Raw genomic sequence first — 12,948 nt, 5'->3', positions numbered from 1 at the left:
GGTCTCTGTTCATTCAAGTCTAGAAAATGCATTAGTAAAGGAGACGCTTTTTATCTTGTACTGCTGTTGATAAGCCAGAATAAAGTCTTTGATAGCGTCATTGACTGGAAAAACACAGTGTACATCTAACCCCTCAAGAAAGTGGTTATCGGCCATATCCCAGAAGCTTTGTAGCGAGTTACAAATGATGGTTCTCATAACAGTGCTCATCTTATTTGTTTAAGAATAACAGCTGTCCTTGATGTGTCATGCAGGTGGTAATCACGATGCAGTTTAGGGTGCGAAGAATTTGCACCTAGATCCATGATTGATTAAGTAATGTACAATCAACGCGTAAATTATAAACAACGACATGCACATTGAAAAGGGAAAATTGGTCATCAATTATATGTAATGCATTGCATTATATTTTTAAATAAAAGCTACTATAGCGAGTGATGCTAGACATCTAACGCAAGAATTTTGGATTTTCTTTGAAAGTTATATAAGCCTTGTTTTGCTCCGGGTAGATAATCCACACTCACTTCATAAAACCCTTGCTCTCTAAACCAATGTAAGCTGCGCGTAGTCAGTACGAATATTTGGCTTATGTTGTCGAGTTTGGTGCGGTGCTTCATGTAATTGAGTAACATTTGTCCTCGGTTGCCATCCCGATAATCAGGATGAATCGCCACACATGCCATTTCAGCTTTTCGTTCTTCAACATATGGGTATAACGCCGCACAACCGATGATTAAGCCATCCTTTTCGATAATGGTGAATTTTCCAATTTCTTGTTCAAGTTGTTCACGAGATCGGCGAACTAATACACCTTGCTCTTCAAGTGGGCGGATCAAATCTAAAATGCCCCCAATATCATCGATGTTTGCTTGGCGTACTTGTTCGGCACTCGCCATCACGACTTGTGTACCGATACCATCAAGAGAGAAGAGCTCCTGTATCAAAGCGCCATCCATTTTGTAACTAATTAGGTGGCTACGAGGTACTCCAGCGCGGCAGGCGGTCACTGACCCTTTTAAGAAACGAAGCGTGCCAGAGTGGTAATCAGAATCGTTGATTTCTGTGAGTGTGCTGATGACTTGTTCTGCTTCTGTAGGGAATAGCTCTGCAATTGCATTGCCCTCGTCGTTAATAACACCTTGCTCTGAACAAAAGCCGATTAATTTGTCGGCTTTGAGTTTGATAGCAACTTGAGTTGCGACCTCTTCTGATAATAAGTTGAAACACTCACCTGTGACCGAGCTTGCGATGGGACCGAGCAAGACAATTGAACCTTGATTGAGCGTGCGATGAATGGCATCAACATCAATACGACGTGTACGGCCGCTATGGCAATAGTCGACACCATCATCAACTCCGAGAGGCTGTGCTATGACAAAGTTTCCGCTGACCACGTTGAGTTGTGTACCAGCCATCGGAGTGTTACTGAGACTCATAGAAAGCCGCGCGGTAATGGCTAATTGAAGTTGTCCAGCTGCTTGCATAACTACCGAAAGTGCGGCTTCATCAGTAATTCGTATGTTTTTATGATATGGCGTAGTAAGGTTTTGTTTTTCAAGAAGTTGGTTTATTTGAGGGCGAACACCGTAGACTAAAACGATTTTTATTCCTAGGCTATGCATTAAAGCAATGTCATTGATAATATTACCAAAATTTTTATCAGCGATCGCCTCGCCACCAAGCATAAGCACCATCGTTTTTCCACGGTGAGCGTTAACATATGGGGTTGATTGACGAAATCCTTTTACAAGGGCAGTACTACGAATCTTCACTACCACAACTCCTTTGCGTATTTATGTTGTTATTTTGTCTTTTTATTCAAGTGTTCGCAAGGTAAATTTTGGAATGAATAACAAATATCAATAGGATGGCACTTTTTTATTTGATGAATGAGGAACTATAATCGACCCTCTTATAAAATTATGTAAAAGACCATGACGACTGCTGTAAAACCTCGCCTCGAAAAAGCTCAAGAAAGCTCAGACAAATCAATGATCCGTAAGTGGATAGAACGCTCACTAATGCTCAGTGCGATTGTTGGGAGTATTGTTGCGTTTATGCTTTATGGAGACTTGATTGCTCGCTATATCAATCCACCTATTGATGAGTCGATTGTTTATGGTAAGTGGATTGAGCAGGATGTTGCGCCGTATGCAAGAGAAGAGTTTGTTTTAAGCTCAGGAGGAGTGGCGGTTAATGGGGCTATTGTCGCAACCGAGTTTGAATTTGATGGTGATTCTTTGTCTTACAAAGTGGGTTCAACGGTTCGTAAGTTTGAATTTATCAACCAACAGCATTCAGAAATGAAACTCGATTCCAATGCTCACTATTTGCCGGTGTTTCGTATTGAAGGCCACACACAACGTTCCGTTCGCTGACGACATTTAGTTAGTCAGCCGCCTTTGTTTGCATTATCGTTCTTTTTGAAAGTCGATTCGTTTTTATGGGCCAATGTTTCTTCGAACCAATGTCTTCTTAGAATCAATCTCTTCTGAGGGGCAAAGTTTTCGTAGAACTAATCTTGTCTTAGAACCAGTATTTTTTAGAACCAGTATTTCTTAGAGCTAATGCTTTCTAAGATCTAGGCGTTCTCATCACCCAAGTGAATTGAGACAACTTTGGTCGATGGGGTTAAGTGAATGAATTGACAGCAACCAACACTTTTTCCTTATTACTGATACACTTTGTCGCAGCTTTTCAATTGCGTCTGTCGCATTTGTTTGCCATCCTTTTGCTATCTTCTATTACGGAAAAGACACGTGTTAAAAAAACTCATTCCTGTTATTTCATTAAGTCTATTATTTGGCTGTGCCCAACAAAATGATTTGGCCCAGCAATATTTGGATGGCGAATTTCCTCAAGTTTTAAATAAAGTGGATGTGGTTGAGTCGAACAAACCCCGCGACTTTACAGAGTTTAATAAGCAAGCTGAACAGGTTGTGACTAAGTCACCAAGAATGGCAAAAATGTATCAGCCTTTGTATGAGAAGTTGAGTGAATGGGCATTGCAAAGCGGTGATACCAGTGCGTTAAGTGCATACGGCATTCAAGCTGCCCAACTCGGTGGCGGTGATAAAAAAGGTAATGTTCTATTTACTGGCTATTTTTCACCAGTGATGGAGTTGCGTCATGAAGCCAATGAGACGTACAAGTATCCGGTTTATGGTATGCCGAATTGCAGTGCAGATTGCCCAACCCGTGCAGAAATCTATAGTGGCGCGCTAGACGGTCAAGGCTTGGTACTTGGTTATGCTCCAAATCGAATTGATCCTTTCATGATGGAAGTTCAAGGTAGCGGTTTTGTTCACTTTGAAGATGACGATACTTTGGAGTACTTTGCTTACGCAGGTAAAAACAATAAAGCTTACGTCAGCATTGGTCGAATTCTGATTGAACGTGGTGAAGTACCACGTGAAAAAATGTCGCTTAAAGCGATTAAAGAATGGGTAATGGCCAACGATGAAGCAACGGTACGTGAACTATTAGAGCAAAATCCATCTTATGTGTTCTTTGCGCCGCAAGCGGATGCGCCGGTAACCGGTTCAGCAGGTATTCCACTATTGCCAATGGCATCGGTCGCGGGCGATCGCTCAATTCTACCGATGGGTACGCCAATTCTTGCAGAAGTCCCGTTATTGAATGTTGATGGGACATGGAGTGGGGCGCACCAACTTCGTCTTCTTATTGTGTTAGACACGGGCGGAGCGGTAAAGCAAAACCATTTAGACCTTTACCATGGTATGGGGCCACGTGCGGGCACAGAAGCGGGACATTACAAGCACTTTGGCCGTGTGTGGAAGCTAGGCTTAGAAAACACCCCAACGCAAGCACCTTGGGCTTTACCACCAGAAAAGTTACAATAAATTCCTAGTGAGAGAATCCACTCTCCTTATCTAGACATTTCCTCAAAGAGTGCGTATAAATCGCACTCTTTGTTTTTCTATCGATCATCTGGAACTTCAATATGCGTGAACTCGATACTCCGGCCTCTGACAGCTATAACCAACGTTTTGGTGGCACTCGTCGTCTCTACGGTAACAGCGAAGTAGACATTCTTCGCGCTGCACACGTGTGTGTGATTGGCATTGGTGGTGTGGGTTCATGGGCTGTTGAAGCACTTGCTCGTACTGGTATTGGTGAACTGACGCTTATCGATATGGATGACGTGTGTGTAACGAACATTAACCGTCAAATCCATGCGATGACAGGTACGGTTGGTCAAAGCAAAATCGAAGTGATGGCAGAACGCGTTAAGCTGATTAACCCAGAATGTAAGGTGAATCTAATTGATGATTTCATTACGCCAGATAACCAACATGAATATTTGAGCAAAGATTTCGATTACGTGTTGGATGCGATCGACAGTGTGAAAGCAAAAGCATCGCTATTGGCTTACTGCCGCAGTAATAAGATCAAGGTGATCACCACAGGTGGTGCCGGAGGTCAAACCGATCCAACCCAAATTATGGTGGCGGATCTGACCAAGACTATCCAAGACCCACTGGCGAAGAAGATCAAAGACACCTTGCGCCGTCATCATAACTTCCCGAAAAATCCTGCACGTAAGTTTGGCATCGATTGTGTGTTCTCTACGGAACAATTGAAGTACCCACAAGCGGATGGTTCCGTGTGTGGCGTGAAATCGACAGCAGAAGGTCCAAAACGCATGGACTGTGCGAGTGGTTTTGGCGCAGCTACTGTCGTGACAGCAACGTTCGGTTTTGTTGCGGTATCACGGATCGTTGAAAAGTTGATTCAAAAGTACAAGAAGTAATTCAGAGAAGAGAGCGCGTCATGACTGACTTTCCTGCATCGCCATTTGGCATTGATATCACCAGTGAAGACATTGTTGCAACTATGCAGCAATTTAAAGGTTGGGAAGACCGTTATCGCCAAGTGATTCAGTGGGGTAAAAAGCTGCCACCAATGCCAGAAGAACTTAAATCAGAGCAAGTCACCGTGTCTGGTTGTGAAAGCTTAGTGTGGCTAGTCAGCAAAGAACAAGATGGGGTATGGCACTTCTGCGCTGATTCTGACGCGCGTATCGTTCGTGGTCTGATTGCCTTGGTGATGGCAGCTTACGATGGTAAAACTGCAGCGCAAATTCAAGGGTTTGATATTGATGCTTACTTTGAAAAGCTTGGTTTAATCGCTCACCTAAGCCCTTCACGTGGTAACGGTTTAAAAGCGATTGTTGAGCAGATCAAAACACAAGCTCAATAAGAAAAGGGACGATTTAAAGATCCTAGGTTGATAGGGCCTAGGATCCTAGGAAAGTACGTTGGGAGCTTTGTGCGTTTCGTTGACTATTGAGAGATGTGTGGAATACGGAGCGCTTTGCTTCTCGATAACAGAAAAAATACTTTCGCAATAACGTCCTTCCAGCGAGCCTTAGCGAGACTAGGAATCTAGCTCCTACACGCAATTTAGCCTCGATTCATCACCTTTGTGTCCTCAAATTCGACCCGCAGATTCTGAATCACGTTCGTTCCTCACTGTTCAGAATGACAGCTGTGTTTTCCAACTAAAAAGACTACGTAATCCAAGATATTAGGCCCTAGGAACCTAGGACCTACTTTTAAACCTAGTACCTATCTTTAAACCGAAGACCTGCCAGTTTCCTAAAGCATATCGACCGCTTTCTCGACCGCTGCAATCAGCCTCTCAACATCTTCTAACGTATTGTAGATACCAAAAGAAACGCGCACCGTGCCTTTGACGTTAAGTGCATCCATCAGAGGGTGAGCACAGTGATGCCCGGCGCGAACGGCGATACCTTGTTGATCGAGCAGCGTTGCAATGTCTTGGTGGTGAACACCATCCATTACAAACGTCAGCACTGAAGCGTTAGGCTGGTAACCAAGAATTTGGATATCATCTAACTGGCGCAGCGCTTGGTAAGCTTTGTCTTGCAGAGTATGCAGATGCGCCTCTACTGCACTTCGGTCGAAGCCTTGATACCAGTCGATGGCTTTCGCTAGGGCAATCGCACCAGCCACGTTCGGTGTACCCGCTTCAAACTTACCCGGCAAGGCAGAGAATGTCGTTTTCTCAAATGAGACTCTCTCAACCATTTTACCGCCGCCGTGCCATGGTGGCATCGCTTCTAAAAGTTCAAGTTTGCCATACAGCACGCCGATACCAGCGGGAGCGTAAAGTTTGTGGCCAGAGAATACGTAAAAATCGACATCTAATTCAGCCAAATTAAGTGGCTCGTGTACGATGCCTTGCGCACCATCGACAACCACAACCGCACCTACTTTATGGGCTAAAGCAATGATTTTCTCGACAGGTTGACGAGTGCCGGTCACATTTGTAATTTGCGCACAAGCGACGATCTTACAACGCTCCGATAATAGTGTCTCAAACGCGTCGATGTCGAACTGGCAACTCGATGTCATCGGAACCTTAATGATCGTTGCTCCCGTCTGTTCTGCAACAATCTGCCAAGGTACGATGTTTGCGTGGTGTTCCATCTCACTAATCAGGATTTCATCACCCGCTTGGAGTGTACTTCGGGCGTAAGTTTGCGCGATTAAGTTCAGCGCTTCTGTTGCACCGCGAGTCCAAATGATTTCTTTTGAGTTGGTTGCCCCAATAAACGCTGCTACGGTCTCACGAGCGGCCTCAAATTGGCTGGTGGCATTCGCGGTTAGGCTATGACTGCCGCGATGCACATTGGCGTTTTGTGCGCTGTAATAACGGCTGATGACATCAATCACGCATTGTGGCTTTTGAGTCGTCGCTGCGCTATCGAGATACACCAAAGGAACGTTGTTTACTTCTTGATTAAGGGCTGGGAACTGCGCGCGTACGGCATTGATATCAAACATTATTCATCACCAAGTTCGTGATAATGAAGAGTAGGAAGAGTGACCATAGGCTCAGCCACGGTCCACGCATGCTCTTTACCGGAAAGCTTAATGATGATCTCCATTGCAAACTCGAGCGCAGTACCTGGCCCCTGACTGGTGAGCAAGTTGTGGTTTATATCCATAGTGACGCGTTTTGCACGCCATTTATCTTTAGGAATATGGGATTGAAAGCTAGGGTGGCAAGTCATTAACGCTTCTGGATAAAGATCATGATGTTGCAGTACTACAGCGGGCGCTGCGCAAATCGCTGCAACGAGCTTACCCTCGTACATGTGCTGTCTAATGATTTCTATCATAATGGTGCTATCACGGAATGTCTCAGCGCCACCGACACCGCCAGAGAGAACAATGGCATCAAACTCGTCATCAGCAATATCAACCAATTTACAATCGGCCGTTAAGGTGACACCACGCGAGGCTTTCATTGTCAGCGCGCCATCGAAATCGGCACTTGCGACCGTTACGTCATAGCCAGCACGAACCATAATATCGATAACGGTCACGGCTTCCATTTCTTCCGTACCTGGTGCAATAGGAACTAAGATCTTTTTGTTCATTGTTCTGTCCAGCTTTGTTCAATTTGTTTGAGGCATTGATAGAGTTTGGCATTCTCTGGTGTATTTATTTGATGCTTTTTGGCCGCTTGTAATAAATAGCCGGTAATAAAGTCGATCTCGGTACGACGCTTATGAAAAATGTCTTGCCTCATAGAAGAGTAGTTCGCTGCCGTCGCGTTAACCACTTGCATAATGGTGCGATGCAACGTGTCAAAATCCGTGACGATCGCTTCTTTATTCATCACCTCAACCAATTCGTGAGTGATGGCTTCTAATAAAGATGAATATTGTTCTGCGGCAAGCTCACCATTTTTACATTGATGAATGGCGGTCAGCGGGTTAATAGCGCAATTGATTGCAAGTTTGGTCCACAAGGCGGAATGGATATTTGGGTTCCAATTCACGCTTGGTAGGGCGTGATTCATGACATCTTGCAAGAAATCACACTTTGCTCCCTTAGCATTAAATCCACCGACTTGTGTGTATCCATGACCGGTGTGCAATACTTGCTGCTTGGTAGGCTTGTAGGCGCCATGCGTTGTCGTCGCAACCACAATCGGATTGTCGCTTAACTTCGACTCTAACCATTCTGCGGTACCCATACCATTATGCATTAGCATTACGATGGTATCTGCGTTGATGTGTGGCAAAAGAAGTTCAATTGCAGATTCAACTTGCCAAGCTTTTACCGTGATTAAAATCAAATCAGCCTCTTGCAAAGAGGAAATGCTTTGATTGGAATAAGTGGTAAACGGAGCATCATCCAGTTGAAGCGACAACTCGCTCTCTGAGGTACGCCCCCACAATGACACGTGGTGTCCAGCTAGCTGAAATTTTGTTGCCCAAAGAGAGCCAACCGCTCCTGGACCAAGGATGAGAATATTCACCAAACGCTCTCAATAAAAAGGTTTGCTGCAAGGATAATGAGGGAAAAAAGGAAAGCAAATAAAAATGGCGCCAAGCGGCGCCATTTTTGGGGGAAACTTATTGGTTCAATTAGAACTTGTAAGTTACAGCTACGTAGTGAGCTACACCTGAAGATTCAAACTTCACGTCATTACCAGGAATGAATGGTACGTCTTCACCGTCAGCAAAACCGTATACGTCGTTGTATAGTTTTAGACCGTAACCGACAGCGAAGCGGTCTGAGTGCCAGTAGATACCGTTGTACATTGCACCGCCGTGGCTAGCTGTTGAGTATTCTTCTTTCATACCAAATTGGTAATCAATGTAACCTTGGTAAGAAATGAATGAACCGTTCTCGAAGAAGTAGAAAGGTTTGAACCAGTTAGTCGAGATTTGGAAACCGTTCCAGTCTTTCTTGTTTGAATCGTATGTGCTGTATAGGTTTAGGCCCATTTTACCAAACCATGGCATATCGATGTCTGAACCAAGACCGATTTTCTGTAGGTTTACACCACCTTTACCGCCGTCCCAGTTGATTTCAGATGCGATGTAAGTTTCTAGCACAGGACCGAAAGATAGGTCTTTACCAGTTACAGCATCTAGAGACATGCGAGGCGCAAACTTCATGAAAATTTTATCGCCGTTAGCTTTGTCGCTGCTTTTGCTTGAAGTTAGGTTGAATACATCAACGTAGCCGTAAAGGTCGAAAATACCAGAGCGACCGCCAAATTCCATCTCTAGGTAATCGTGAGTAGACTCTTGCACGCCTTTTTCATTGAAGGCACCCATGATGTTGAATTGCATCCACTTGTAATCGTTCTTGTGGATATCGCCGTCAGAGTAATCTGCCGCCATAACTGGAGCTGATGTAGCCGCTAGTAGGCTCAGAGCTAAAAGTGATTTACGCATAAGGGGACTCTCTATGTTTGTAATGATTCAGAACACGCAATCTTCGCTGCGCTTTCCAATTGGCGGGAATAATAGCGATAAAAATCTCAAATGAAAGTGATAAACGGTGCAAAAATAAAGATTTTTGGTGATGTATGTCACGAAACTAATTAATCCCATGGAACTTTTCGGTTGTTGCATTGATTTGCACTAATTATGTGACTTGTGTCGTTTGCGCAAGCGTTTTTATGATTTTTTAAGCCACTCGATTAACCAACAGAAACAGTTAGTGATCTGATTTGTGTCCTCTCCGTAACACTCTATGAATCAAAGAGGACGTTTGAATGAATGAAGTCATGTTATTTCCACTCACTTCGGTTGTGTTGCCTGAGGGCAAGATGAACTTACGCATTTTTGAGCCGAGATATAAAAGAATGGTGAAAGAATGCAGTATCCAAAATAAGGGCTTTGGAGTTTGTCTTGTTGGAAACTCAGAAAACTCGAAAGCAGTGGGAAATGTTTCTTCAATCGGTACTTTGGTCACTATCGTAGATTTTGAAATACTTAGTGATGGTCTTCTTGGCATTACAGTCGTTGGAGAAAAACGTTTTTCTGTAAAACGTGTGAGAGCCGATTCGGATGGTTTGCGCCATGCCGATGTGGAGTGGTTAGAAAATTGGGAGGGACCTATTTCTGCTCCTCCTTTTACCGATCTCAGTCAGCAACTTGCACGTATTTACACACGTTTTCCTCAACTTGGTGGCCTCTACCAGCATCGATTTTTTGATGATGTGTCATGGGTTACGCAGCGTTGGTTAGAAATTCTACCACTCGACAGCGCGCTGTTTGAAAAGTTAGTTGGTGCGCATGATTGTTTGCCTGCACTGCAATTCCTGAACGATGCCATAGAAACCCCACACCAAAGAGAGACTTGGATATGAATGGATTGACAAAACTCACTGTGACGTTGTTGGCCGCACTGGGCTTAACGGCTTGTAACTCAGATAGCGACACAGACACTATAGACTTTACGAGCTTGCAAGCAGTGCACGCCTCTGCCGATGCCCCTTTAGCGAATGTATGGATTAATGATGAGGCCGCGTTAGAGGGCGTTGATTATGGCGTTGGGTCAGGGTACGTCTCTCTTCGAGAGGGTATGAATTCGGTACAAGTTGACGTGCAATTACCGGGTGGTGAAACAACCACTGTTATTCCAAAAACGACACTTGAACTAGATTCCGATCTTAAATACACCGCGTTTGTTGTTGGCTCTGCGGTTGATGGTTCTGCAACACCAGTGGAACCATTGATTGTCACTCGAAGCGATGATGCGATGGCCGATCCAAATAGTCTAGACGTTCAAGTCGTACATGCGGCTGCGGGCGTTCCTGAGGTGAATGTGTTCGTTACTGAGCCAGGGGCCGATTTAATGACAGCGTCTCCTGTCGCTACTCTTGATTACAAAGGCTTTACCGATGTCATCAATATTCCTAATGGCGACTACCAGATTAGATTGGCATTATCGACAGACACAACTAATACTCCAGTGTTTGATTCCGGTCCGGTGAGCTTAACGGCCAATAGTGAGTTAACCGTTGCCGCAATAAATAAAGGTGGCTCGGTGTCTGAATCTCCAGTGAAGCTACTCGTACTTGATGGAACAGGATCTTCAACCATTTTAAGCGCGGGCGATAGCTTTGGGGCGAGAGATGGTGTTGGTTTATCTGAGTTGAGAGTTGGGCATTTAGTGGATGGCGCACCAAACGTTGATGTATTGCTAGATGGCAATACTGTGTTGTCTGATGTGATGTTTAAGGATATCTCTGATTATCTTCCCGTCGCCGCTATGTCATACAACGCAAGTGTGGTTGCTGACGGCGTTGCAGATCCAATTATTGATGCTGAAGTCACCTTTGAATCAGGGAAAACTTACAGCGTTTATGCGGTCGGTATGGTTTCACCGTCTATTGCTATAGAGCCTCTCGTCGTAACCGATGTACGACGCGCTGTTGCAACGAGTGCTATCTTAAATGTAACGCATGCTGCATCGAATCCGGCAGCGGCGAGTGTTGATGTGTATCTCACTACGACGCAAGATATTTCTGAAAGTGATCCAGCGATAGCGGATTTTGCGTATAAGCAAAGTGTGCAGAATATTTACGTTGCGGCAGGTGATTACTATGTCACCGTGACGGCACCTGGCGATAAAACGCCGGTTATTGGGCCAGCGATGCTTCCCCCACTAGAAGATGGCATGATTTATCAAGCGATAGCGATAGATGATAACGGTGGATTCGGTTTGTTGGTGAAGTGAGCCTCATCATAAATATGGGCGTTGCTCGTTGAAAATAATCGAACTTGGATGAAAAGGGAGGAGGACTCTCCTCCCAAACTTTAAGGCTGAAGAATATGAATGAAAGCCCGCAAAAATTAGGGCGAAGCGACTGGAATGCTTATATGAATAAAGTAAAAGCACGAGACAAAGACGCTTTTGCTTTCGTATTCCGTTTTTATGCGCCTAAGTTGAAACAATTTGCCTATAAGCATGTGGGCAATGAACAGGTTGCTTTAGAGATGGTTCAAGAGACAATGGCAACTGTCTGGCAAAAAGCTCACCTTTATGATGGAGAGAAAAGCGCACTATCGACATGGATATACACCATCATTCGTAATCAGTGCTTTGATTTGCTGAGAAAGCAGAAAGGTAAAGATTTACATATCCACTCTGATGATATTTGGCCATCGGAATACTACCCGCCGGATCTCGTGGATCACTACTCTCCCGAGCAAGATATGCTAAAAGAGCAAGTGGTTAAGTTTTTGGATATCTTGCCTAAAAACCAGAGAGATGTACTACGGGCAGTGTATCTAGAGGAAATGCCCCATCAGCAAGTCGCGGAGCTGTTCGATATTCCTCTTGGCACCGTTAAATCGCGCTTGAGATTAGCGGTAGAAAAACTAAGGCATTCGATGCATACGGAGCAACTATGAACAAACACCCAGATAACAATTTGTTAGAGGCCTATGCTTCAGGAAGTATTGATGCAGTTTCTGGTTTAGTGGTCGCAACCCATTTGGAAACCTGTCCCCACTGTCGTGCACGTGTCAATCAAATAGAAGCATCACAAGGCCGTGATGTCGCCAATGATATTCCGGCTGACTATGACCCTACTTTTGACTATATGCTTAGCGATATCATCAATTCAGAGCCAACCCGTGATGATATTATTATCAGAGAAGTCGCCTCGGTAAGCGTTGCAGGTAAAACTTTTCAACTTCCTAAAACGTTGAGTCGGTATACTGACTTAGTCGGAGATTGGAAGAGTTACGGTGGGAAAGTATTCAGTTCCCAATTGGATTTCGGAGAAGAGGCAAGGGTAAACTTGATGTACATTAATCAAGATGTGCAGATACCTCAACATACACACAAAGGCCTCGAATCTACGCTAGTGTTGCACGGTGGTTTCAGCGATGAAGATGGCCATTATGAAAAAGGTGATCTTTTAGTTAGAGATGCTTCTGTCAAGCACAGCCCATTCACGAAATCGGGTGAAGATTGTTTGTGCCTGACCGTGCTGACTGAGCCGATGATATTCACGCAAGGTGTCGCGAGAATCTTCAATTTGTTCGGTAAAGGGATGTACCCATAAGTGCGACGTTAGTGTGAAACAAACGCTTTTGATTTCCTCCATGTAAAAAACCACCGTTAAGCCGGTGGTTTT

Annotated in this window: 14 protein-coding genes; 8 read left to right on the top strand and 6 right to left on the bottom strand. The window is 44.4% G+C overall.

Annotated elements, in window-relative coordinates; all coding sequences use genetic code 11:
- Positions 1–9: 9 nt before the first annotated feature.
- Both VA249_RS10980 and argA read right to left on the bottom strand, forming a co-directional pair.
- On the bottom strand, positions 10–198 hold the full coding sequence (locus VA249_RS10980) for a hypothetical protein (protein WP_128810334.1): 189 nt from the start codon (positions 196–198) through the stop codon (positions 10–12).
- Positions 199–440: 242 nt separating this feature from the next.
- Complete coding sequence (gene argA / locus VA249_RS10975; protein ID WP_221067999.1) at positions 441–1,772, bottom strand: amino-acid N-acetyltransferase; 1,332 nt, start codon at positions 1,770–1,772, stop codon at positions 441–443.
- A gap of 162 nt (positions 1,773–1,934) precedes the next feature.
- Here argA and VA249_RS10970 point away from each other — a divergent pair, with 162 nt between their 5' ends.
- The 4 genes from VA249_RS10970 to csdE all read left to right on the top strand — a co-directional run bounded on the left by VA249_RS10970 (position 1,935) and on the right by csdE (position 5,223).
- Positions 1,935–2,378: a DUF2850 domain-containing protein gene (locus VA249_RS10970; RefSeq protein ID WP_223917779.1), complete on the top strand. Its 444-nt coding sequence runs from the start codon at positions 1,935–1,937 to the stop codon at positions 2,376–2,378.
- 381 nt (positions 2,379–2,759) lie between these two features.
- The gene (gene mltA, locus VA249_RS10965) at positions 2,760–3,863 is read left to right on the top strand and encodes a murein transglycosylase A (RefSeq protein ID WP_221067998.1); all 1,104 of its coding nucleotides are present in this window, start codon (positions 2,760–2,762) and stop codon (positions 3,861–3,863) included.
- A gap of 101 nt (positions 3,864–3,964) precedes the next feature.
- Entirely contained in the window at positions 3,965–4,774 is an 810-nt protein-coding gene (gene tcdA, locus VA249_RS10960; RefSeq protein ID WP_211916104.1) for a tRNA cyclic N6-threonylcarbamoyladenosine(37) synthase TcdA, read from the top strand.
- 20 nt (positions 4,775–4,794) lie between these two features.
- Positions 4,795–5,223 carry a cysteine desulfurase sulfur acceptor subunit CsdE gene (gene csdE / locus VA249_RS10955; protein ID WP_221067997.1) on the top strand — a complete coding sequence of 143 codons (429 nt, stop codon included), beginning with the start codon at positions 4,795–4,797 and terminating at the stop codon, positions 5,221–5,223.
- A 398-nt stretch (positions 5,224–5,621) separates the two neighbouring features.
- On the opposite strand, the gene csdA is transcribed toward csdE, so the two are convergent.
- The 4 genes from csdA to VA249_RS10935 form a co-directional block, all read right to left on the bottom strand.
- Positions 5,622–6,833 carry a cysteine desulfurase CsdA gene (csdA, locus tag VA249_RS10950; RefSeq protein ID WP_221067996.1) on the bottom strand — a complete coding sequence of 404 codons (1,212 nt, stop codon included), beginning with the start codon at positions 6,831–6,833 and terminating at the stop codon, positions 5,622–5,624.
- Positions 6,833–7,432, bottom strand: a complete 600-nt coding sequence (locus VA249_RS10945; RefSeq protein WP_211916107.1) for a DJ-1 family glyoxalase III — start codon at positions 7,430–7,432, stop codon at positions 6,833–6,835. The genes csdA and VA249_RS10945 overlap by 1 nt, the downstream gene beginning before the upstream one ends.
- Positions 7,429–8,319, bottom strand: coding sequence for a 2-dehydropantoate 2-reductase (panE, locus tag VA249_RS10940; protein ID WP_221067995.1), 891 nt, complete (start codon positions 8,317–8,319; stop codon positions 7,429–7,431). The genes VA249_RS10945 and panE overlap by 4 nt, the downstream gene beginning before the upstream one ends.
- Before the next feature lie 109 nt (positions 8,320–8,428).
- Positions 8,429–9,247, bottom strand: a complete 819-nt coding sequence (locus VA249_RS10935; RefSeq protein ID WP_221067994.1) for a nucleoside-specific channel-forming Tsx family protein — start codon at positions 9,245–9,247, stop codon at positions 8,429–8,431.
- A gap of 323 nt (positions 9,248–9,570) precedes the next feature.
- On the opposite strand from VA249_RS10935, the gene VA249_RS10930 reads away from it, so the two are divergent.
- From VA249_RS10930 to VA249_RS10915, 4 genes are all read left to right on the top strand, one after another.
- A complete protein-coding gene (locus VA249_RS10930) occupies positions 9,571–10,167 on the top strand; it encodes an LON peptidase substrate-binding domain-containing protein (RefSeq protein ID WP_128810341.1) in 597 nt (198 codons plus the stop codon).
- On the top strand, positions 10,164–11,540 hold the full coding sequence (locus tag VA249_RS10925) for a DUF4397 domain-containing protein (RefSeq protein ID WP_221067993.1): 1,377 nt from the start codon (positions 10,164–10,166) through the stop codon (positions 11,538–11,540). Before VA249_RS10930 ends, VA249_RS10925 begins: the two co-directional genes overlap by 4 nt.
- A 95-nt stretch (positions 11,541–11,635) precedes the next feature.
- Entirely contained in the window at positions 11,636–12,217 is a 582-nt protein-coding gene (locus VA249_RS10920; RefSeq protein WP_128810343.1) for an RNA polymerase sigma factor, read from the top strand.
- Positions 12,214–12,876: a ChrR family anti-sigma-E factor gene (locus VA249_RS10915; protein WP_221067992.1), complete on the top strand. Its 663-nt coding sequence runs from the start codon at positions 12,214–12,216 to the stop codon at positions 12,874–12,876. The genes VA249_RS10920 and VA249_RS10915 overlap by 4 nt, the downstream gene beginning before the upstream one ends.
- The last annotated feature ends 72 nt before the right edge of the window (positions 12,877–12,948 follow it).

The sequence above is a fragment of the Vibrio alfacsensis genome (assembly GCF_019670485.1).
GTDB classification, from domain to species: Bacteria; Pseudomonadota; Gammaproteobacteria; order Enterobacterales; family Vibrionaceae; genus Vibrio; species Vibrio alfacsensis.
The sequence above is the reverse complement of the archived record's forward strand: the minus strand, read 5'-3'. Positions and strand labels throughout refer to the sequence as shown.

Excerpts from the sequence above, each read along its gene's own strand:
- VA249_RS10925 (WP_221067993.1), top strand. The coding sequence starts at position 10,164 with ATGAATGGATTGACAAAACTCACTGTGACGTTGTTGGCCGCACTGGGC.
- VA249_RS10920 (WP_128810343.1), top strand. The coding sequence starts at position 11,636 with ATGAATGAAAGCCCGCAAAAATTAGGGCGAAGCGACTGGAATGCTTAT.
- VA249_RS10915 (WP_221067992.1), top strand. The coding sequence starts at position 12,214 with ATGAACAAACACCCAGATAACAATTTGTTAGAGGCCTATGCTTCAGGA.
- VA249_RS10935 (WP_221067994.1), bottom strand. The coding sequence starts at position 9,247 with ATGCGTAAATCACTTTTAGCTCTGAGCCTACTAGCGGCTACATCAGCT.
- tcdA (WP_211916104.1), top strand. The coding sequence starts at position 3,965 with ATGCGTGAACTCGATACTCCGGCCTCTGACAGCTATAACCAACGTTTT.
- csdE (WP_221067997.1), top strand. The coding sequence starts at position 4,795 with ATGACTGACTTTCCTGCATCGCCATTTGGCATTGATATCACCAGTGAA.
- VA249_RS10980 (WP_128810334.1), bottom strand. The coding sequence starts at position 198 with ATGAGAACCATCATTTGTAACTCGCTACAAAGCTTCTGGGATATGGCC.
- VA249_RS10930 (WP_128810341.1), top strand. The coding sequence starts at position 9,571 with ATGAATGAAGTCATGTTATTTCCACTCACTTCGGTTGTGTTGCCTGAG.
- csdA (WP_221067996.1), bottom strand. The coding sequence starts at position 6,833 with ATGTTTGATATCAATGCCGTACGCGCGCAGTTCCCAGCCCTTAATCAA.
- VA249_RS10970 (WP_223917779.1), top strand. The coding sequence starts at position 1,935 with ATGACGACTGCTGTAAAACCTCGCCTCGAAAAAGCTCAAGAAAGCTCA.
- VA249_RS10945 (WP_211916107.1), bottom strand. The coding sequence starts at position 7,432 with ATGAACAAAAAGATCTTAGTTCCTATTGCACCAGGTACGGAAGAAATG.